Genomic DNA, 23,665 nt, shown 5'->3' on the forward strand with positions numbered 1-23,665 from the left:
TCAATGACAATCAACCATGAACAAGATAAATGGATTAGAAATTGCGATCGTAGGTATGTCTGGAAAGTTTCCAGGTAGTAAAAGCATTGATGACTTTTGGGAGAATTTGAAAGCAGGAGTAAATTTAACTTCAACCTTTGCTAATTCAACACCAAGTAAATTAGGCGATCGCCAAACAAAAGTAGGCTCTGTTCTCGATGATGTAGAACAATTCGATGCTTCTTTCTTTGGCTTTAATCCTAGAGAAGCAGAAACGATGGACCCCCAACACAGAATGTTTTTAGAGTGTGCTTGGGAAGCGTTAGAAAATGCTGGGTATGACTCGGAAATCGAACAAAGGCCGATCGGTGTTTATGCAGGAACGGGAATTAGCACTTACTTGCTTTATAACCTTCATCCCAACCGAGAATTGATGGATTCTATGAGTTTCTTGCAAACTCTGGTTGGAGTCGATAAAGATTACGTTCCAACTCGCGTCTCCTACAAATTGAATCTGAAAGGGCCGAGTGTTAGTGTAGGAACAGCTTGTTCTAGTTCATTAGTGGCAGTTCATTTAGCTTGTCAAAGCTTATTAAGTGGCGAATGCGATATGGCTTTGGCGGCTGGTGTTGCTGTCAAAGTTCCTCAAAACGAACTAACACTATCTCCAGAAGGAATTATTTCTCCTGATGGCAAGTGTAGAGCTTTTGATGCGAAAGCAAACGGCACAATTGGCGGTAACGGAATAGGAGTGGTTGTTCTCAAGCGGTTGGATGATGCGATCGCGGATAGAGATTGCATTTATGCTGTTATTAAAGGATCGGCTATTAATAATGATGGTGGATTAAAAATTGGCTATACTGCTCCCAGTGAAGAGGGTCAAGCGAGAGTAATTCGAGCGGCTCAAATTATGGCAGAAGTTGAGCCAGAAACAATCAGTTATATAGAAGCTCACGGAACCGGAACTCCTTTAGGCGATCCGATCGAAATCGCTGCGCTGACACAAGCTTTTCGAGTCAATACTGATAAAAAATGTTATTGTGCGATCGGCTCGGTCAAAACAAATGTCGGGCATTTAGATGCTGCTGCTGGAATTACGGGTTTAATCAAAACAGTTCTATCACTCCACCACAAATTACTACCTCCCAGTATCAATTTCGAGACACCCAATCCGCAGATAGATTTTGAGAATAGTCCGTTTTATGTCAACAGTGAACTTTCGGAATGGAAAGCTAACGGTAATCCTCGCCGTGCTGGAGTGAGTTCTTTTGGGATTGGCGGTACTAATGCTCATCTAATTCTCGAAGAAGCTCCTACACCCGAAGCGTCTAGTCTTGCTGGCGCCAAACAATTATTAATACTTTCAGCCAAAACTAATTCGGGATTAGACACAGCTACCGCTAATTTAGTGAACTATTTAGAGCAGCATTCCGATGTCAATCTTGCCGATGTAGCTTACACTATGCAAGTTGGTCGTCGAGGATTTAATTATCGCCGGATGATTGTAGCAGACAACCTAGAGGATGCAGTAAAAAATCTCAAATCAGGCAATCCCCAAAGAGTATTTACTAATTTTATCGAATCAAACGATCGCCCCGTAGTTTTCATGTTTACAGGACAAGGATCGCAATATGTGAATATGGCGCGGGAACTTTATCAAAGCGAATCAATATTTCGAGAAGAGTGCAATCGCTGTTTTAAATTACTTCAATCCCATTTAGGGTTAGATTTGTGCTCGTTGATTTATCCAAGTAACGAAGGAACCGAAAAAGCAACCCAACAATTACAGCAAACTGCTATTACTCAACCAGCACTATTTGTTATTGAATATGCGATCGCTAAATTACTGATATCCTGGGGAGTACAACCCCAATCGATAATCGGTCACAGCATTGGCGAATATGTAGCAGCTTGTCTCGCTGGCGTGTTCTCTCTCGAAGATGCTTTGTCGCTGGTAGCTACTCGCGGAAAAATGATGCAGCAACTACCTTCGGGGACGATGATTTCCATCAGTTTATCGGCGGAAGAAGTACAATTATTTTTGAATGAAAATCTCTCTCTAGCAGCAAGTAATAGTCCATCTCTGAGTGTAGTTTCAGGAACGAGAGAAGCGGTAGAAAACCTCGAGCGGCAACTAGCAGAAAAGGGGATAGAATATCGCCAATTGCATACCTCTCATGCGTTTCATTCCGCAATGATGGATTCGATTATCAAACCGTTTTTGCTAGAACTTAAACAAGTAAAACTCAATCCTCCTCAAATTCCCTTGATCTCCAACCTTACTGGTACTTGGATTACCGCTGATGAAGCTACCGATCCAAATTATTGGGCGCGACATTTGCGCGAGCGCGTGCGATTTTCTGAAGGAATTTCCGAGTTAGTTAAAGATTCTCAACTCATTTTCCTCGAAGTTGGGCCTGGAAGAACATTAACTACGCTGACTAAACAGCAAGCATCCGAACGAATCGTACTTTCTTCGCTACCTCATCCCAAAGATAAAGAGTCAGATTCAGGATTTTCACTGAATACTCTGGGTAAACTTTGGCTAGCAGGAGTGCGGGTAGATTGGTCGGGATTTTATGCAGATGAAAAACGCGATCGCATCCCCCTACCAACTTATGCCTTTGAGCGCCAACGTTATTGGATCGATCCACCACAGGAATCAGCTAGTAATCGTCAAGTAGCATTGGAGCGAAAACCAGATATTGCAGATTGGTTTTATATTCCATCGTGGAAACGTTCTATTCTCTCAACGCCTAAATCGAATACCATACAAGTTGAGTCATGTTATCTGGTATTTATCGATGAATGCGGTTTGGGACTCGAATTATTGAAACGATTGGAACGGCAAAATCAAGAAGTGATTACCGTCAAAATCGGGTCAGAATTTGCAAAAATTGGGGAAGATGTTTATACTGTCAATCCTCAACAACCCGAGGACTACAAAGCTTTGGTTAAAGCACTTTTTGACCGAGAGAAGATTCCAAACACGATCGCGCATTTGTGGACTGTTACGGGCGAAACTCAAAAATATGGCTGGGAATGGATTGACAGATCGCAAGAAACAGGATTTTATAGTCTACTATTTCTGGCGCAAGCATTGGGGGAGAATAATTTAAATGATGAGTTGCAAATTGTGGTTATTTCTAATAACATACAAGAAGTAACTGGAGAGGAATTACTCTGTCCCGAAAAAGCAACTTTGCTGGGAACTGTGAAAGCGATCGCGCAAGAATATCCAAATATCAATTGTCGCAGCATTGATGTTGTGCTTCCAGCTTCTGGAAGTTGGTCAGAAAAACTCCTAGACCAACTATTGACAGAGATCGTAGCTGACAATCCAAAATCGAATGATGCGATCGTGGCTTACCGTGGGAATAATCGCTGGTTACAAACTTTTGAGCCAGTTCAACTAAATGAAGCGCTGGAAGAAACACCAGTTTTGAGGGAAGGAGGAGTTTATTTAATAACAGGTGGAATGGGGGGAATTGGTCTGGTTTTAGCAGAAAATTTGGCTAAAACTGTCAGAGCAAAACTGGTTTTAGTAGGACGTTCTGCGTTTCCCGATCGCAACGAGCGATCGCAATGGTTAGCTACTCACAATGAGCAAGATAGTGTCAGTCGTAAGATCCGCAAACTACTCGAAATAGAAGAGTCAGGTGCAGAGGTTTTAGTAGCTACCGCTGATGTTACTAATTTAGAACAAATGCAGGTTGCGATCGCTCTTGCTCAGAAACAATTCGGTCAGATAGATGGCGTGATTCACGCTGCTGGGGTTCCTGGAGGCGGTGTAATTCAACGCAAAACGCGGGAGGAAGCTGAACGTATTTTAGCTCCTAAAGTAACAGGTACTTTGGTGCTTGATTTTATACTCAAAGATGTCGAGTTAGATTTCTTTGTCTTGTTCTCTTCTCTCGCTTCGGTGATAGGCGGAGTTGGACAAGTAGATTATGCTGGAGCTAATGCTTTTATGGATGCTTTTTCTCACTATAAAAGCTCTACAAATAGCACGTTCACTACTTGTATTAACTGGGATGCTTGGCAAGAAGTGGGAATGGCAGCGTCAGCGATCGAGCAGTTCGGTATAACTCCCGATATTGCTCAAGAAAAATTAAGTTCGGTAGAACAGCCTTTGTTTGAAACAACAAAAAATGATATGATAAAGAGCGATCGGCACAACCAAAGTTCTGCAAGTTCGGAAAGCCAAAACGTCTCTTTAACTATCTCCTCTCCTAGCTTAGCAGGAAAGGAAAAATATAACGTATTAGCTCCTCCCAATCCCCAGTTACCTGCACAAGGATTCTCATCAAAAAAAATCCTCAAAGATGGATTATTACCCTCAGAAGGTCTCAAGGTTTTCAGACGGATTTTAGAGAGTAAATTGCCCCAAGTTTTAGTATCAACTCACGATTTTACAAGCTTAATCGAACGCGATAATTCGGATAGCCTACTAAATTTCTCAGAAACCGGACAAAAGACTAATTTATCCCAAGCAGCACACCCTCGACCAGAACTGAGTAATGCTTATATTGCTCCTCTCAACGAGATAGAAAAAACAATCGCTAACATTTGGCAAAAGTTTCTAGGTGTTAAGCAAGTGGGTATACATGACAACTTTTTTGAATTAGGCGGACATTCCTTATTAGCCACCCAAATTATTGCTCAGATGCGCCTAGCTATCGAGATGGATTTGCCGTTAAGCATCCTGTTTGATACACCGACTGTAGCCGAAATTTCCCAGTACATCGAGAAGATTCGTTTGACTACTCAACAATTCCAAGCGCCTGTTAACACCAAATTAGATGACAGAACGGAGATCGAATTATGAAACTATCTATTGATGAATTTTTATTCAACCTCAGCGAACTCGGTATCAAACTTTGGGTAGATAACGCTCGCCTGCGCTGCAATGCTCCCAAGGAAATTTTGACAGATTCATTGCGCGAACAATTGAGCGAGCGCAAAACTGAAATCTTGGCATTTCTCAATAAATTTAGCGAACATTCTAGTATTCAAGACCAAACATTGCCTTTAATTTCACCAGACCTAAAAAATCGGTATCAGCCTTTCCCGCTCAACGATATGCAGCAGGCTTACTGGATCGGCAGAACGGATTCTTTTGATATGGGGAATGTGTCCATCCACAGCTATACAGAAATCGAGATTACCGATCTAAATATAGACCGACTAAACTTAGCTTGGCAGAAGTTAATTAACCGTCACGATATGTTGCGAGCGATCGTTTTGCCAGATGGACAGCAGCAAATTTTGCCGCAAGTACCGCCTTATGAAATTCAGGTATTAGATCTGCGGGGAAAAGACGCTGACGCTGTAGCTTTTCAAATAGAAATAATTCGCGATCGCCTCTCGCACCAAATGTTACCTCTCGAACAGTGGCCTCAATTTGAAATCATCGCATCTCATTTAGATGGAAATAGCAGCAGGCTTTATATTAGCATCGATGGCTGGTGTCTTGATGGTAGAAGTTTGCAGCTTTTATTCCGAGAGTTAAAAGAACTCTACGAATATCCGGATCGCTTCCTCCCAACCTTAGAACTTTCATTCCGAGACTACGTTCTAGCTGTGGTAGATCTCGAAAATTCACCTCTCTATCAAAAATGTTTAAAGTATTGGCTATCTCGTATCCCTACATTGCCACCAGCACCGGAATTACCCCTGGCACAAAATCCCAGCAATCTCAAAAACCCTCGATTTGTTAGTCTAAAATACAAATTAGAACCTCAAACGGTACAAAGGCTAACAAATAGAGCCGCTAAAGGAAGTTTAACCTTAGCTGGAACCTTGCTTGCTGTCTATGCAGAAGTGATAGGACGGTGGAGTAAGAACCAGAAATTTACTATCAATGTGCCGCGATTCAATCGCCTACCATTACATCCTCAAGTCAACGACATTATGGGAGAATTAGTATCATTTACTCTTCTAGAAATAGACAACTCAGGAAAGGAATCATTTGAAGCGCGATCGCAGCACATTCAGTCGCAACTTTGGCAGGATTTAGAACACGACTATGTAACTGGAGTGCGAGTCCTGCGCGAATTAGCTAAAGTTCAAGGCAAGGCGGGAGGAGCCACAATGCCGATCGTATTTACGACAACTCCTCAAAATGTGGATGGTAGTAATGCGATCGGAGATATACCTCTGGGAAAAGTGGTTTATAACGTCTACCAAACCCCGCAAATTTGGATAGATAATATTTATTTTGTGGAGTCGGATGGCTCTTTAACCTACACTTGGCAAGTCGTTGACGAACTATTCCCAGCAGGGATGATAAATGATATGTTCGACGCAGCTTGTAGTCTCCTGCAACGCTTAGCTGATGAAGAAAATACTTGGCAAGAAACAGCGCCACAATTAATACCATCCGCACAATTAGAACAACGCGCAGCCATCAACAATACTGCGGCTGAAATATCAGATACGTTACTTCACAGTTTGTTTGCAACTCAAGTTAAACAGCGACCGGAAAAAACGGCTGTGGTAACTTCCACTAGCAGCTTAACCTACCAGGAATTATTCGATCGCTCCAATCAAGTCGGTCATCGACTGCGCCAATTAGGAGTTCTTCCCGATCGGTTAGTCGCCATAGTAATGGACAAAGGATGGGAACAAATTGTTGCAGTTATGGGTATTTTAGCTGCCGGTGCTGCTTACGTTCCCATTGACCCAGGATTGCCTGAAGAACGCTTGTTTTATCTCTTAGAAAACAGCCAAGTTGAAATTGTTTTGACTCAATCTCGGTTAAAAGAAAAACTTGCTGGCTGTGAAGGAATTCAACTACTATGTTTAGATAATGAAGACTTAGTACAAGAAAGCAAAGAAGCATTAGATCCAGTTCAAAAACCAGACGATTTAGCTTATGTAATTTACACCTCTGGTTCCACAGGCAAACCCAAAGGCGTGATGATTACTCATCGCAACGTGGTGAATGTGGTTATCCACACCAATAGACGCTTTAATGTCAGTTACCAAGACTCTATCCTAGCTGTAACCGCGCTCAATCACGACTTATCTGTTTACGACATTTTTGGAATTTTAAGTGCTGGCGGTAGCATTGTTATGCCAGATGCTGAAGCTGTCAAAGATCCATCGCACTGGGTAGATTTGATGGTGCGAGAAAAAGTGACTTTATGGAATTCAGTCCCGGCGATGATGGAGATGTTAGTTAGTTATGTTGAACACCAATCGGCAACTATTCCTTTAAGTTTGCGTTTGGCAATTTTAGGTGGAGATTGGCTACCGACTTCTTTGCCCGCTCGACTAAAATCTTTACTGCCAAATATCCAAATCCTCAGTATTGGCGGCCCGACTGAAACTACAATTTGGAACATCGGTTATCTCATAGAAGAATTCGATCCAAACTGGAAGAGTATTCCTTACGGTCAACCGATGGTTAACGCCAAATATTACATTTTGAACGAATCTTTAGAAGATTGTCCGGTGTGGGTTCCCGGTCAAATGTACTGCGCTGGCGTACAATTAGCCAAAGGTTACTGGCAGGATGAAGAAAAGACTAAAGCTAATTTCATCACTCATCCGCGCACGGGAGAACGGATTTACCGCACGGGAGATTTAGGTCGCTATTTACCAGATAGCAACATTGAGTTTTTAGGACGAGTAGACTTTCAAATTAAGATTCGAGGACAGCGCATTGAAACCGGAGAAATCGAAGCAGCATTAACCCAACATCCCAATGTAAAAGCTTCTGTAGTTACAGTTGTGGGTAACGAGTCTAACCAACAGCGCTTGGTGGCTTACATCGTTCCCAAACATAAAATTTCTACCGACGAAAATAAGCTGGCTGAAGCTTATGAACCTGGTCAACTTGAAGGAGTGTTAATCGATCCTGTAGAACGCATTGAATTTAAGTTCAAACAACTAGGATTGCGACAGCTTCAACCCACTCAAACCAGTATTGAGTTGCCAAAACCTGAGTTTGATGAAATTATGAACCAGGCTTATTTGCAGCGTCAGAGTTATCGGCAATTTTTAGATAGAGCCATTTCTTTGAAACAGTTAGGTGAGTTTTTAAGTTGCCTGCTACCAATAACGCTGGATAGTTCCCCGTTACCTAAATATCGCTATGCTTCCGCTGGTGGTCTCTACCCCGTGCAGGCATATTTGTATATTAAGCCCAACCGAGTGGAAGGGTTAGAAAGTGGATTTTACTATTACAATCCTACTTACCACCGTTTGGTGTTTCTGAGTGCTGGTAGTGAAATTAACAGCAGGATATATCAAAAAAATCACCTAATTTTTGAGGAATCGGCTTTTTCTCTATTTCTAATTGGTCAACTGAGTGCGATAGCTCCGATGTATGGAGAAGTAACGCGAGATTTTTGTATGTTGGAAGCGGGTTATATCAGTCAGTTACTGATGGAAACCGCGCCAAAATATGAAATTGGTTTGTGTCCTATAGGTTCGATAGAATTTGAACAATTGCGAGATTTATTTGCACTCGAATCCAGTCAAATTTTACTTCACAACATGGTAGGCGGAGCAATAGATCCAAATTGGACTAAGCAGTGGTTGGAGGAAAAACTTGCAACATTTCAGAATCATCAGTCAGAATCACTAAATGATGAGTTACGCGATTTCTTACAGCAGAAACTTCCCGAATATATGGTGCCTTCTGCTTATGTGCTACTAGACGCTTTACCATTAACACGGAATGGTAAGATCGATCGCCTTGCCTTGTCTGCGCTAGAAAGTCTGCTTCCCGAGCAGAGTGCGGCTTACGTTGAGCCAGTTACAGATTCCGAACAACTAATTGCAGGGGTTTGGCAACAGGTACTTCAACTCGAAAAAGTGGGAATTCATGACAATTTCTTTGAGTTGGGGGGTAATTCGTTACTCATGGTCAAGACACAACTCAAATTGCAAGAAATATTGGGTAAAAAAATACCGATAGTTGATATGTTTAAAGCCCCAACTATTTCTTCTTTGCTCAAATATTTAAATCAAAATGAAACTACAAAAACCTCGACCGAACAAGGTCAAGAGCGAGGCTCAATACGGAGCGACCGCCAAACGTTACGAGGTCAACAACAACAATCAAGACAGAAGCATCGGGGGAAGAAATTTTAGATTTTGAAGTTGGGATTTTAAATTACTAACTAATTGTCAATAATCAAAGGAGTTTGAATTAGATGAGCGCAGTGGATTTACAGAATGATATGAATGGGTCGGAAATAGCCATTATCGGAATGGCAGGTCGTTTCCCTGGCGCAAAAGATATCGAGGTTTTCTGGCATAATCTGCGAGACGGTGTAGAGTCAATTGCATTTTTTTCATATGAAGAACTACTCTCTTCAGGTGTAGACTCAACTTTGTTGAACAACCCTAATTACGTCAAAGCTAATGCCGTCCTGTCAGACGCAGATCGATTTGACGCTGAGTTCTTCGGCTTCAGTCCGAAAGAAGCTGAAATTTTAGATCCGCAACATCGATTATTTCTGGAATCTGCTTGGGAAGCACTCGAAAATGCAGGTTACGATTCGGAAACTTACCAAGGTTCGATCGGTGTATATGCGGGTGTAGAAACTAACACTTATCTGCTCAACAATATCTATCCTAATTTTGGTCTATCAGATTTACAAACGCTGCTAGGAAATGATAAAGATTATCTATCTTCCAGAGTTTCTTATAAGTTGAACCTCAAAGGGCCGAGTGTCAGCGTTCAAACCGCCTGTTCTACTTCACTGGTGGCTATTCATATCGCTTGCCAAAGTTTATTGAATGGCGAATGCGATATATCTTTGGCTGGTGGTGTTGCAGTTCGCGTTCCACAGAAGGTTGGGTATTTGTCTCAAGAGGGATTTGCTTCTCCCGACGGACATTGCCGATCCTTTGATGCTAAAGCGCGGGGAAGTATTTTCGGTAGCGGTGTAGGAGTGGTGGTTCTCAAGCGATTAACAGATGCGATCGCAGATGGAGATTCCATTCAAGCAATTATCAAAGGTTCGGCAATTAATAATGACGGCGCGTTGAAAGCTGGTTATACTGCTCCCAGTCCAGATGGTCAATCAGCCGTGATTTCTGAAGCTCAAGCGATCGCGGGAATTGAACCTGAAACAATAAATTATATTGAAGCTCACGGAAGCGGAACACCTTTAGGAGATCCGATCGAAATTGCCGCGCTGACTCAAGTTTTTCAAAGTCGTACTGCTCAAAAAGCTTTCTGTGCAGTTGGTTCCGTTAAAACTAATTTCGGACATCTCGGTGCTGCTGCTGGCGTAGCAGGTTTAATTAAAACAGTTTTAGCTATCAAACATCAATTAATTCCACCGAGTTTGCATTTTGAAGAACCAAATTCCAAGATTGATTTTGCTAACAGTCCGTTTTACGTCAATACCAAACTTTTACCGTGGGAAACGCACCAAAATCCTCGCCGTGCTGGGGTTAGTTCTTTAGGAATTGGAGGGACGAATGCTCATGTAATTCTCGAAGAAGCGCCGCCTGCTCAAACTTCTGAAACCTCTCGTACTTGGCAATTACTAATGTTATCTGCCAAAACTAACTCGGCTTTGGAAACGGCGACGGCAAATTTAGCCCAACATTTACAACAGCATCCCGACCTCAACTTAGCTGATGTCGCTTACACCTTGCAAGTTGGCCGTCGATCTTTTGAGCATCGCCGAACGGTGGTGTGCAAAGATATTCAAGATGCGATCGCTGCGCTTCAAAATCCCAAACGAGTTCTCAATAATATTCAGGATGGAATCGAACGTCCCGTCGCTTTTATGTTTACAGGACTGGGAACTCAATATGTCAACATGGGTTGGGAATTATACCAAGTTGAACCGACATTTCAACAGACAGTCGATCGCTGTTGCGAAATCCTCCAACCTCTGCTGGGTTTGGATCTGCGAGATGTAATGTATGGCGATCGCAACGCTCCGCAAACCGCCTCTCCATCAGGTTTAGATCTGCGAAAAATGCTCGGTCGCGGCGAACAACAGGCGGATGAAACAACTCAAAAACTGAATCAAACTTGTCTCACCCAACCCGCTATTTTTGTTATTGAATATGCTTTAGCTAAGTTGTGGATTTCCTGGGGAATTCATCCTGTAGCGACCATCGGTTACAGCATCGGTGAATATGTCGCCGCAACGCTAGCAGAAGTGTTATCTCTGGAAGATGCACTGACTCTCGTCGCCAAAAGAGCGCAGATGATTCAAGAGTTACCAAATGGAGCCATGTTAGCGGTTCCTTTGGGTGAGGAAAAGGTGCGTCCTTTGCTGAATAAAAACCTCTCTTTATCTGCAATTAATGGTTCGGCTTTTTGCGTAGTAGCGGGAACGACAAACGCTGTAGATGAATTGGCTGCTCAACTAACTGAAAAAGGTTTAGCTTGTCGGCGCTTGCAAAGTTCTCATGCTTTTCATTCTCAGATGATGGAAGCGATCGCTGAATCTTTCACCGAATTAGTGAAAACCGTCAATCTTCAAGCACCAAAGATTCCTTATATATCAAACGTCACTGGAACTTGGATTACCGTCGAACAAGCTACCGATCCTAATTATTGGACGAAGCATTTGTGTCAACCCGTGTTATTTGCTGATGGGATGCAAGAGTTGTGGAAAAAGCACAAACCGATTCTATTAGAAGTTGGGCCGGGACAGACCTTGTGTAGCTTAGGATTACAGTGTTTAGAAAATGTTGCGATCGCGGATAAAGTCGCGTTAGCTTCGCTGCGAGATGCTTACAATCAACAGTCTGATTTGGCTTTCTTGTTCAACACTTTGGGTCAGCTTTGGCTTTCAGGAATCAAGATAGATTGGTCGGGATTTTATACCCACGATCGCCATAATCGGATTCCGTTACCGACTTATCCGTTCGAGCGTCAGCGTTACTGGATTGAACCTCCCAAAAATACGCCAAATCTCCATCACGTTCGGAAAGATTTAGAACACAAACTTGATATTTCCGATTGGTTTTATATTCCATCTTGGAAACAATCTCCGTTATCGATCTCGTTGCAAACCGATAAATTGATTGCTCAAAAACAATCGTGGCTGGTGTTTATCGATCGCTGTGGGGTAGGCTCTCAACTCGTAGAAAGACTTGAGCGCCAGAATCAAGATGTAATAATGGTAAGAAGTGGCGAGCAATTCGATAAGATAGGCGATCGCGAATACACGATTAACCCTGAAAAGAAAGAAGATTATGATACTTTATTGAATGAGATTCAAAGCTTGGGTGAACTTCCGCAAAATATTGCTCATTTATGGAACGTAACACCGAGCGATCGCATCCCTAAAAGACTTGATGAGTTTGATAACTTTCAAAAGTTTGGTTTCTATAGTTTGCTGTTTTTGGCAAAAGCACTGGGAGAACGTAATCTGACTGACTCTCTGCAACTTTATGCGATTTCCAATAATATGCAGGAGGTATTTGACGAAGAGGAGTTGTATCCTGAAAAAGCGACGAGTTTAGGAATATGCAAAGTAATTTCCCAGGAATATTCAAACCTTACCTGTCGTAGCATTGACATCACGCTTCCCGGAACGGAAACTCGGAAATGGCAGCAATTAATAAACCAATTGTTAGTAGAATTGACTGCGGAAACTCCCGATCGCGTTATCGCTTATCGCGGCAATCATCGCTGGGTACAAGACTTTAAAGCTGTACCTATGAAAAGTCAAACTCTACCTACAGTTAGATTACGGAAAGGAGGAGTATATGTAATCACAGGAGGATTGGGAAAACTCGGACTAATTGTAGCAGAATACTTGGCAAAAACCGCCCAAGCTAAGTTAGTATTAATTGGTCGCTCGGAATTACCCTCAAAAGCTGAATGGCAACATGACGAACAAAACAGATTGAAGGTTGAAAAGGTTAAGTTTTTAGAAAAATTGGGCGCAGAAATTCTCACGATCAAAGCAGATGTTTCCAACTTTGAACAAATGCAAGCGATGGTGAATCAGGTACGCGATCGATTTGGTAAAATTAATGGAGTAATTCACGCCGCCGGAACTGCCAGTGCCAGTTTTATTCAGCAGAAAAATCCCGAAGCAGCCAAAAGTGTTTTTGCACCTAAAGTGAAAGGAACATTAGTAATAAATGAGGTGTTGAAGGATGAAAAGCTAGATTTTTTAGTTCTATTTTCTTCAATTTCTTCAATTGTTGGTGGATTAGGTCAGGCCGATTACTGTGCAGCAAGTTCTTTTCTCGATGCTTTTGCCCATTATAATTTTTTCAGGCGCGAAATGCTGACAGTTTCTATTAATTGGGATGGTTGGCAAGAAAATAACTTGCAAGATGAATGGCTTTCATCATTGCCTCCAGAAGTACAACTTCAGATTAAGCAGGCGCGAGAGAAATACAGCATTACCTCTCAAGAAGGTGTAAAAGCGTTAGACTATATTTTGTCTAATACATTTCCTCAAGTCATTGTCTCAACGCGAAATCTTCAAACTGTTATCGAACACGACCAGATTTCAACGCTAGCAAATGTACTGGAAAAGTTAGAAACTTCTCGTACCAAATCAACGCACAAACGACCGCTTCTAAAAACTGCCTACGTCGAACCTAGCAATGATACTGAGTACAGAATTGCTGGCATTTATCAAGAGTTGCTGGGAATCGATCGCGTAGGCATAAATGACAGCTTTTTCGACTTAGGCGGTAACTCTTTGATCGGGATTCAGTTAATTTCTCGGCTTCGCCAAGACTTCCAGATAGAACTATCTATTCCTTCCCTTTTTCAGTCACCATCTGTAGCTGAATTAGCTTTTGTTATTGAGGAAATCATCATCAACGAATTAGAGAGATTAACTGAAGATGAAGTTCGCGAACTTGTACCAGTTAATTCCATGATATGACCAATGACCAATGACCAATGACCAATGGATTAAGTATGAACATTCAAACAGTCGGTGTAATCGGAGCAGGTGTTATGGGAGTTGGGGTAGCGCAAAATCTAGCCCAAACCGGACATCATGCGGTGCTTTTAGATATTTCAGATGATATTCTGGAACGAGCGAAACAGGAAATCAAAAATAATATCCGTTTTCAAGGGTTTTTCAACAAAAATGAGAAAGCCGATAGTCCAAATGATATTTTGGATAAAATTACTTTTTCCAGTAACTATCAGTTACTCGAAAAAGCGGAGTTCGTAGTTGAAAATGTTACTGAAAAATGGGATATTAAAAAGGAGGTATACAGTAAAATAGACGCGATTTGCCCGCCAGAAACTATTTTTGCCGCCAACACATCCGCCATTTCCATTACTCGGATCGCTTCTGCTACCAAGAGGGCCGATCGAGTGATTGGCATTCATTTCATGAACCCAGTACCGATGAAGCCGATGGTGGAAATGATTCGCGGATATCATACTTCTGAGCCGACGATCCAAACCGCAAATGAATTATTAACTCAGATGGGAAAAGAATCTATCTTAGTTAACGATTCACCTGGTTTTGTTTCCAATCGGGTGCTAATGTTAACCGTTAACGAAGCAATATTTCTGCTGCAAGATGGAGTAGCTTCAGCCGAACAGGTTGATAAAATTTTTAAATCCTGTTTCGGTCACAAAATGGGGCCATTAGAAACAGCAGATTTAATCGGTTTAGATACAATTCTTTTCTCGATCGAAGTCTTGTACGAAAGCTTCAATGACAGTAAATATCGCCCCTGTCCTTTACTCAAAAAAATGGTAGATGCTGGATTGCACGGGCGAAAAAGCGGAAAAGGTTTCTATACCTACAATCATTAGTCATTATAAATTACAGAACATGAAAGCAGCTAAAGACAAAATCAAAAAATTTCTTTCTCAGTTTTTCGGCAACTATGACTTGCAGGATGATGAAGACATCTTTGCTTTGGGATTCGTCAATTCCATGTTTGCCATGCAATTGGTGTTGTTTATAGAAAAAGAGTTTGAAATCACGATCGAAAACGAAGACCTGGAATTTGCCAATTTCAGGAGTATCAACTCTATGGTGTCGTTAGTAGAACGGAAAACTACCGTACTGGCGAAAGAGTAAAAAAATTGGGATTTAATGTCAAAATTTGGAGTAATTAAGTGATACAATGAAACTAGAATTAAGTTTTCAGCAAAAAGACAATCAATCCACTTTTAGAGCTTTCGTAGATGAAGAAATAGTTCCTCATGCCGATCGCATCGATCGCGAAGAAAGAACGCCGCCCGAAATCATCCACAAGTTAGCTCAAAAAGGATATTTAGGAGCTGTCTTACCCAAAGATTGGGGCGGTATGGGCATAGATGCGATCGCCTACGGTCTCCTAAACGAGGAAATCGGACGGGGATGTTCTTCGCTAAGGTGTTTGCTAACAGTTCATTCTATGGTCGCTCATGCTATTCTCAAATGGGGAAGTAAATTTCAAAAAGAGCATTGGCTGACTAAATTAGCATCCGGCGATGTGATCGCAGCCTTCGCATTGAGCGAACCTAACGTAGGTAGCGATGCCAAAGCCGTAGAGACGACAGCAACACTTTCTGGCAACTCTTATATCTTAAACGGGCAAAAAAAATGGATTACTTACGGACAAATTGCCGATGTTTTCTTAGTTTTTGCCAAGTGGGAAGGTAAACCCTCTGCTTTTTTAGTGGAAAAAAACAGTCCGGGACTCTCCATTAAACCAATTTTTGGAATGTTAGGTGTCAGAGGTTCGATGTTAGCAGAACTGCACCTAAATAATTGTCGAATTCCCCAAGAAAATCTAGTATGCAGGCAAGGTTTTGGTTTCTCTCACGTAGCATCTTCTGCACTTGATTTGGGACGATACAGTGTCGCCTGCGGTTGTGTAGGAATCGCTCAAGCTTGCTTAGAAGCCTGCATTGAATATACAAGTAAACGCAAGCAATTTGATGTTTATCTCAAAGAGCATCAACTAATTCGACAAATGATTACTGAGGCGATCGCGAATATCAAAGCCGCCAGATTACTATGTTATCAAGCAGGTTATCTCAAAGATATTGGCGACCCCAACTCAATTATGGAAACCTCGATAGCCAAATATTTTGCTTCTACGATCGCAACCAAAGTAGCCAATGATGCCGTCCAAATTCACGGGGGAAATGGTTGCAGCAACGAATACCCAGTTCAACGGTATTTACGGGATGCAAAAATCATGGAAATCATCGAAGGTACTACCCAAATTCAACAAATAACCATCGCTGAGTACGGTTATCAGGAATATAAATTCTCACAAAATCGCAGTTCAATAGCTCAAGAATTAGTAGCAAGGACGTGAAAAAATGATTAGTTTAAATTCTGCGCCAACGGACAACAAAAAAGAAAAAACACGCTCCATCAAATGTGTCGTTTGGGATTTAGATAACACCATTTGGAACGGCATATTGTTAGAAGGAGATCGAGTTTGCTTGCGACCCGATATACTCGACATCATCAAAACTTTGGATAGTCGCGGAATCTTACAATCCATCGCTAGCAAGAATGAATATAGTAGTGCGATCGAGAAACTTGAAGAACTAGGATTGCGCGAGTATTTTATCTATCCTCAGATCCATTGGAATTCTAAGGTTTCTTCGATTAAAGAAATTGCAAAATCAATTAATATTGGCACGGATGCGATCGCTTTCGTTGACGACCAAATTTTTGAACTCGAAGAAGTAAATTTTTCACTTCCTGAAGTCCTTTGTATTAATGTCGATCGCCTAGAAGATCTACTAGAAATGCCAGAAATGAATCCTCGTTTCATCACAGAGGATTCTCAAAAAAGAAGGCAGATGTATATCAGCGATATCCAGCGAAATCAAGCTGAATCAGAATTCATCGGTTCGCAAGAAGAATTCTTAGCTACCCTAAATATGCACTTGACAATTTCTTCAGCTAAAGAAGAAGATTTACAGCGAGCCGAAGAACTAACAGTACGCACCAATCAACTAAACACAACAGGTTATACATATTCCTATGACGAACTGAGTATATTTAGTCGCTCGGATAAACACAAACTGCTAATCGCCAGTTTAAATGATAAGTATGGAAATTATGGGAAAATCGGCTTAGCTCTGGTCGAATATTCCGACAGCTTCTGGACTCTAAAACTCTTCCTGATGTCTTGTCGCGTCATGTCTAGAGGTGTCGGCACAGTTATGCTAAATTATCTGCTCGAACTCGCTAAAGACAATAACGTTCGATTGCGTGCAGAATTCCTTTCAAACAATCGAAATCGAATGATGTACATCGCTTATAAATTTTCTGGATTCAAAGAAATAGACAACAACGGCGCTCTGGTAATTCTCGAAAACGATCTAAAAACAATTCAACCTTACCCCAAGTATATGAACATCGAAATCATCAATTAGAAAAATCAACATTCATCTGCGGTCAAAAAAGTATACCAGGAGATTATAAAAAATGGATTTAAACAAACAACAAATACTAGCAAGACGCTATCAACTTTCCCCCAGCAAACAAGCACTTCTCGCCAAACGGTTGCGGGGTGAAATTCAGTCTAATTCCCCCATAAACCTTATTCCCAGACGCGACAGTACCGACTCTGCACCGCTATCCTTTCCTCAACAAAGGCTGTGGTTACTCCAACAAATCGATCGCGACAATTCTGCTTACAACGAACACGGAGCAATACAACTGACAGGTTCACTTAATGTAGCAGCACTAGAGCGCAGTCTAAACGAAATTATAGAACGGCACGAATCCCTGCGAACTACTTTCAAAATGATTGAAGGACAACCAGTCCAAATCATTTGTCCATCTCTAACTATAAAGTTACCAACAGTCAATTTATCCGACTTGCCTTTATCAGAACAAAAAAACCAAATCCAGCGAGTTGCGCTAGAACAAACCCAATCACCCTTTGACTTAGCTCAAGGGCCATTATTGCGTTGGATGCTATTACAAATTGGTCAACAAGACTACGTGCTGCTAGTTACCATGCACCACATTATTTATGATGGCTGGTCTTATGGCGTACTGATGCGCGAATTAGCAGCACTTTACGAAGCATTTTCTAATAGCAAATCATCCCCTCTTAGCGAATTACCCATCCAGTATGCCGACTTTGCTTTATGGCAGCAACAGTCCCTAAAAGGAGAGGCGCTGGAAACACAAATCGCCTATTGGAAGCAGCAGTTGGGTAAAACTCCTCCCGTGCTACAATTACCAACAGATTATCCTCGACCAGCCGTACAAACCTTCAGAGGTGCGAGGAAAAGCTTCTCTCTGACGGCGGAATTAACTAAAGCGCTCAAAGCGCTAAGTCAGAACGAAAATGCGACTTTTTTCATGACCTTGTTAGCAGCTTTCAAAATCTTGCTCTATCGCTACACAGGAATTGAAGATATCGCGATCGGTTCCCCCATTGCTAACCGCAACATGAGCGAAATAGAACAATTAATTGGTTGTTTTGTTAATACTTTAGTGCTGCGAACTGACTTATCTGGCAATCCTACTTTTCGGGAATTGTTAAGTCGAGTACGTCAAGTGTGTGTAGGAGCATACGCTCATTGCGATGTGCCATTTGAAAAGTTGGTAGAGACACTGCAACCGCAACGATCTTTGAGTTACACGCCTTTATTTCAGGTAATGTTTGCACTTCAAAATACTCCAATGCCAGCGTTAGAGTTATCGGGGTTGACCGTAAGTAGCCTAGAGAGCAACAACAATACTGCGAAATTTGATTTGAGTTTGTATATCGAAGAAAGAGGAGAAGAACCGATCGCAACTATAGAATATAATACAGACATATTCGAGGCAGCTACGATCGCCAGAACCAGCGAGCATTTCCAGCAGTTACTCGCAGGAATTGTCGCCAATCCCGATCGGCGAGTGAATGAATTACCACTATTAACATCATCTGAAAAACAGCAGTTGTTAGATTGGAGTTGCACTCAAACAGATTACCCCAAAGATGTTTGTATTCACCAGCTATTTGAAGCGCAAGTAGAAAAAAGTCCAGATGCTGTAGCGATCGTATTTGAAGATCGACAGCTAACGTATCAAGAATTAAATCAACAAGCCGATAGATTGGCGGATTATCTGAGACAGTTAGGAGTGCGATCGGAAGTTTTGGTAGGAATTTGTGTAGAGCGATCGATCGAAATGGTAGTCGGACTTTTAGGCATTCTCAAGGCTGGTGGAGCTTACGTACCGTTAGATCCCGCCTATCCCCAAGAGCGTCTGGCTTTCATATTATCTGACGCTCAAGTTTCAGTATTATTAACTCGCGAAACTTTAATTAAAGAACTACCAGCTTTGAGTGCAAACGTAACTCCAGTAGTTGTTTATTTCGATCGCGAATGGGACACGAGCTCTAATCCAAAATCCAAAATCCAAAATCCAAAATTGTCTGACCACCTCGCCTACGTCCTCTACACTTCAGGTTCTACCGGGACACCCAAAGGCGTACTGGGTCGTCATCGCAGCGCGGTTAATCGCTTGAATTGGAATCCTTATCCTTTTGAACAAGGAGAGATTTGCTGTCAAAAAACATCATTAAATTTTATAGATTCAGTTTGGGAAATTTTTGCCCCATTGCTGCACGGACTGCGAACTGTAATCATTTCTGATGAAATAGTAAAAGACCCTTATCGGTTGGTTAAAACTTTATCTCAGCAACAGATTACGCGCCTTGTGTTAGTCCCATCATTGTTGCGCGTGTTATTAGAAACTTTTCCCGATTTACAAAGCCGACTTCCCAAACTCAAGTATTGGGTTAGCAGTGGAGAAACTTTATCCGTGGAACTATGTCAGCGCTTCCAAGAAAGGATGCCTCAAAGTATTTTAATTAACCTTTATGGCTCCTCCGAAGTATCCGCAGATGTGACTTGGTACGAGACGAGCAAAAACCAATCTCTTTCTTCAATTCCGATCGGTCGTCCCATTTCCAATATGCAAGTATACGTGCTGGACGCGCACCTGCAACCCGTTCCGATCGGCGTTCCCGGCGAACTTTGTATTGGCGGCGATGGTTTAGCACGAGGCTATCTCAATCGCCCAGAACTAACAGCCGAAAAGTTTATTCCCAATCCTTTTAGCAGTGAAGATGGCGCTTATCTTTATCGGAGTGGAGACATCGGTCGTTATCGATTTAATGGGGAGATTGAGTATTTGGGACGTAGCGATCGCCAAATCAAACTTCGCGGTTTTCGCATTGAATTAGGGGAGATTGAAAATGTACTTAACCAACATCCAGCAGTAAAGCAAGCTGTGGTTATTCTTAGAGAAGATGAAGTAGATAAGAAGCGCTTAGTTGCTTATATTGTCTCAGATAATATGAGCCTTGAACTACGCAGTTTTGTAACAGAAAAGTTGCCAGATTATATGGTGCCATCAGTTTTTGTACAGTTGGAGGCATTACCTTTAACACCTAACGGTAAAGTAGACTATCGCGCCCTACCAGTCCCGGAAAATCGCCGTGATTTGAAACTGGATTACGTGATGCCTCAAACTGAAGCAGAGCAACTGATTGCTGAGGTTTGGCAAGAGATATTGCAATTGGAAAAAGTGGGTATTAATGATAACTTTTTTGAAATAGGCGGGCATTCTTTACTTTTGGTGAAGGTGCAAGCAAAATTGCATGATGTATTCGATCGCGATATTTCTGCAATCGAATTATTTAAGTACCCTAGTATAAAAATGTTGGCGGAATATTTGACTCGAAAACACGATGGGGAGCAACCGATGTTTGAAGAAGTTAATCGCTATGTCAGAAAGCAGGAAGAAGCGGTAGCCAGACAAAAAGAAATGTTTAAACAAGCTAGGAATCGGTAATATAAATATTTTGTTTACCATATAAAAGACAAATGAACACAGATATAGATGGATTGTTAGGAGAAATGCAAATAGATAAATGGGAAGGAGAAAGTGTGTTAGAACCAATTGCTATTATTGGAATGGCTGGTCGTTTTCCTGGGGCTAAAAATGTTGATGAGTTTTGGCGAAATTTGTGTGATGGAGTGGAGTCTATTTCATCGTTTAGTGATGAAGAATTGATGGATGAGGGGATAGAAGGGAGTTCGCTAAATGACTCGAACTATGTGAAAGCTGGGTTCGTATTGGATGATATCGATATGTTTGATGCTTCGTTTTTTGGTATGCTGGCAAAAGAAGCTGAAATTACAGATCCGCAACATCGTCTTTTCTTAGAGTGTGCTTGGGAAGCTTTGGAAAATGCGGGGTATGACCCGGAACGATACGCAGGTTTGGCTGGTGTTTATGCGGGTGCTAACCTGAGTACGTACCTGCTGAATAATATTATTTCTAATCGGGATTTATTGCAATCATTGGGTTATTTACCGATTGGAATTGGCAATAATCAAGATTTTTTAGCGACTCGAATTTCTTATAAATTGAATTTGCAAGGACCGAGTATTAATGTTAATACGGCTTGTTCTACATCATTAGTTGCCGTTCATTCGGCTTGTCGGGGATTGTTGAGTTACGAATGCGATTTAGCTCTAGCTGGTGGTGTTTCAATTCAAGTTCCTCAAAAACAAGGTTATTTTTATCAAGAAAGTGGGATATTTTCTCCCGATGCTCGCACTCGTGCTTTTGATGCCAAAGCAGGAGGAACTACTTTTGGCAATGGGCTGGGTATTGTTGTGCTTAAAAGATTAGAAGATGCTTTGGCGGATGGTGATCGCATTTATGCGGTTATTAAAGGTTCAGCTATTAATAATGATGGTTCGGCGAAAGTTAGCTATACAGCACCCAGTGTGTCGGGTCAAGCTAAGGTAATTGCTCAGGCGCAAGCGATCGCTCATTTCGCTCCTGAAACCATCACCTATATCGAAACTCACGGAACTGGTACTTCTTTGGGAGATCCGATCGAAATTAGAGCCCTGCAAGAAGTGTTTGAATCGCAAACTAAGAAAAAGGGTTTTTGTGCGATCGGGTCTGTAAAAACTAATGTCAGTCATTTGAATACAGCCGCCGGAATAACGGGATTAATCAAAACAATTTTGGCGCTAAAACATCAGAAAATACCAGCCAGTTTGCACTTTGAAAAACCCAATCCCGAAATTGATTTTTCCAATAGTCCGTTTTATGTCAATACCACCCTCCGTGAATGGAAAACAGAGGGAATGCCACGTCGTGCGGGAGTCAGTTCTTTCGGAATTGGCGGTACTAATGCTCATGTTGTTTTGGAAGAAGCTCCAAATCTAGAGCGAGGGAGAAAGGTAGCAGGAGAGAAAGAGAGAAAGTATCAATTGTTGGTTCTTTCTGCTAAAACAAGTTCGGCTTTAGAAACAGCAACAGCAAATTTAGCTGCACATTTAAAACAGCATCCCGAACTCAATTTAGCTGATGTGGCTTACACCCTGCAAGTCGGTCGTAAAGTATTCGATTATCGCCGAATGTTAGTATGTCAAAATATTGACGATGCTGTACAAGCGCTGGCTATAAAAAGTGAGGAAAACGGAAATAAAAAAATATTAATTACCGACATTAGCCACTCTCATCATGAGGAGTCTGGTAATCGCCCTGTCGTGTTTATGTTTTCCGGTCAAGGGGTGCAGTACGCGAACATGGCGCAGGAACTTTACCAGACTGAATCTACTTTTACTCGTGCTATTGATGATTGTTGCGAACTCCTAATACCGCACTTGGGAATAGACTTGCGTACCGTTTTGTATCCAAGTGAAGTAGGGGAAGAAGAAGCCGCACAACAACTGAAACAAACTTATATTACTCAGCCAGTATTATTTATAATTGAGTACGCTTTAGCTCAGTTGTGGATGTCCTGGGGCGTACTTCCTGAAGCTGCGATCGGTCACAGTATTGGAGAGTACGTTGCAGCAACTCTTGCTGGTGTGTTTTCCCTGGAAGATGCGTTGATATTAGTTGCTACTCGCGGCAGATTGATGCAGCAACTTCCTCCTGGTGCAATGCTGGCTGTACCTCTATCGGAAAAGGAAATCGAACTAAGTGAAGAACTTTCTCTGGCTGTAATTAATGCACCATCTTTGTGTGTAGTTTCTGGCTCTATAAAAGCTGTTGACGAGCTGCAAAAGCGTTTGATGGAGACAGGTTTAGATTGTCGTCGTTTGCATACTTCTCATGCTTTTCATTCTGACATGATGGAACCCATTATTGAGCCTTTCATCGCTGAAGTTAGAAAAGTCAAGCTAAAGGCTCCTCAAATTCCTTTCATATCCAATGTAACTGGCACTTGGATTACTGAAATGGAAGCAACAGATCCGAATTATTGGGGGAAACATCTACGCCAAACGGTGCGTTTTGCTGACGGGATTGCTGAGTTGCTAAAAGAACCAAAGCGAATCCTGTTGGAAGTTGGCCCTGGACGCACTTTGAGTACCTTTGCTAGAGATTGTTTGGAGGAAAATACTCAAACAATTGTACTTTCTTCGTTGCGTCACCCGAAAGATCGACTGTCGGATATAGAATTCTTGCTGAAAGCATTGGGAAGACTTTGGCTAGCTGGCGTGTCGGTTAATTGGTCGGAATTTTATCGTCACGAGCGACGCGATCGCATTCCTTTACCCACTTATCCTTTTGAGCGAAAAAGATATTGGATTGAACATTCTAATCCAGCAGTTCATGACAATAAATTCACAGAAATAGATAACACAATCGAGGAGGAAAATGTAGCAGATCGCGAGATTGAAGAGATCATGGCTCAACAAATGGAGATCATGTCTCAACAATTGGAGATACTGAGAATGTATGGCTAGCTTTCATGCTTCATTGTTTAT

The 23,665-nt window shown here is 41.8% G+C and carries 9 protein-coding genes; all 9 read left to right on the top strand.

Translation table 11 applies throughout. From position 1 onward, the window contains the following. The first annotated feature begins 16 nt into the window (after positions 1-16). The 9 genes from QUA23_RS05485 to QUA23_RS05525 all read left to right on the top strand — a co-directional run bounded on the left by QUA23_RS05485 (position 17) and on the right by QUA23_RS05525 (position 23,644). A complete protein-coding gene (locus tag QUA23_RS05485) occupies positions 17-4,807 on the top strand; it encodes an SDR family oxidoreductase (protein ID WP_333074621.1) in 4,791 nt (1,596 codons plus the stop codon). Then, positions 4,804-9,084 carry an amino acid adenylation domain-containing protein gene (locus QUA23_RS05490; RefSeq protein WP_333074622.1) on the top strand — a complete coding sequence of 1,427 codons (4,281 nt, stop codon included), beginning with the start codon at positions 4,804-4,806 and terminating at the stop codon, positions 9,082-9,084. The genes QUA23_RS05485 and QUA23_RS05490 overlap by 4 nt, the downstream gene beginning before the upstream one ends. A 62-nt stretch (positions 9,085-9,146) precedes the next feature. After that, a complete protein-coding gene (locus tag QUA23_RS05495; protein WP_333074623.1) occupies positions 9,147-13,823 on the top strand; it encodes an SDR family NAD(P)-dependent oxidoreductase in 4,677 nt (1,558 codons plus the stop codon). A gap of 17 nt (positions 13,824-13,840) precedes the next feature. Beyond that, positions 13,841-14,716 (top strand): 3-hydroxyacyl-CoA dehydrogenase NAD-binding domain-containing protein, encoded by an 876-nt coding sequence (locus QUA23_RS05500; protein WP_333110314.1) that lies wholly within the window; start codon positions 13,841-13,843, stop codon positions 14,714-14,716. Positions 14,717-14,735: 19 nt separating this feature from the next. After that, positions 14,736-14,987 carry a phosphopantetheine-binding protein gene (locus QUA23_RS05505; RefSeq protein WP_333074626.1) on the top strand — a complete coding sequence of 84 codons (252 nt, stop codon included), beginning with the start codon at positions 14,736-14,738 and terminating at the stop codon, positions 14,985-14,987. Positions 14,988-15,033: 46 nt separating this feature from the next. Next, a complete protein-coding gene (locus tag QUA23_RS05510) occupies positions 15,034-16,218 on the top strand; it encodes an acyl-CoA dehydrogenase family protein (RefSeq protein WP_333074627.1) in 1,185 nt (394 codons plus the stop codon). Positions 16,219-16,222: 4 nt separating this feature from the next. Next, positions 16,223-17,293, top strand: coding sequence for an HAD-IIIC family phosphatase (locus QUA23_RS05515; RefSeq protein WP_333074628.1), 1,071 nt, complete (start codon positions 16,223-16,225; stop codon positions 17,291-17,293). A 52-nt stretch (positions 17,294-17,345) separates the two neighbouring features. Then, on the top strand, positions 17,346-20,720 hold the full coding sequence (locus QUA23_RS05520; protein ID WP_333074630.1) for an amino acid adenylation domain-containing protein: 3,375 nt from the start codon (positions 17,346-17,348) through the stop codon (positions 20,718-20,720). A 32-nt stretch (positions 20,721-20,752) separates the two neighbouring features. Further along, on the top strand, positions 20,753-23,644 hold the full coding sequence (locus tag QUA23_RS05525; protein ID WP_333074632.1) for a type I polyketide synthase: 2,892 nt from the start codon (positions 20,753-20,755) through the stop codon (positions 23,642-23,644). Positions 23,645-23,665 lie beyond the last annotated feature (21 nt).

It is taken from the genome of Microcoleus sp. Pol1C5 (assembly GCF_036701115.1).
Lineage (GTDB): Bacteria > Cyanobacteriota > Cyanobacteriia > Cyanobacteriales > Microcoleaceae > Microcoleus.

Coding starts and splice junctions, on each gene's coding strand:
- QUA23_RS05520 (WP_333074630.1), top strand. CDS start 17,346: ATGGATTTAAACAAACAACAAATACTAGCAAGACGCTATCAACTTTCC.
- QUA23_RS05505 (WP_333074626.1), top strand. CDS start 14,736: ATGAAAGCAGCTAAAGACAAAATCAAAAAATTTCTTTCTCAGTTTTTC.
- QUA23_RS05510 (WP_333074627.1), top strand. CDS start 15,034: ATGAAACTAGAATTAAGTTTTCAGCAAAAAGACAATCAATCCACTTTT.
- QUA23_RS05515 (WP_333074628.1), top strand. CDS start 16,223: ATGATTAGTTTAAATTCTGCGCCAACGGACAACAAAAAAGAAAAAACA.
- QUA23_RS05490 (WP_333074622.1), top strand. CDS start 4,804: ATGAAACTATCTATTGATGAATTTTTATTCAACCTCAGCGAACTCGGT.
- QUA23_RS05500 (WP_333110314.1), top strand. CDS start 13,841: ATGACCAATGGATTAAGTATGAACATTCAAACAGTCGGTGTAATCGGA.
- QUA23_RS05495 (WP_333074623.1), top strand. CDS start 9,147: ATGAGCGCAGTGGATTTACAGAATGATATGAATGGGTCGGAAATAGCC.
- QUA23_RS05485 (WP_333074621.1), top strand. CDS start 17: ATGAACAAGATAAATGGATTAGAAATTGCGATCGTAGGTATGTCTGGA.
- QUA23_RS05525 (WP_333074632.1), top strand. CDS start 20,753: ATGAACACAGATATAGATGGATTGTTAGGAGAAATGCAAATAGATAAA.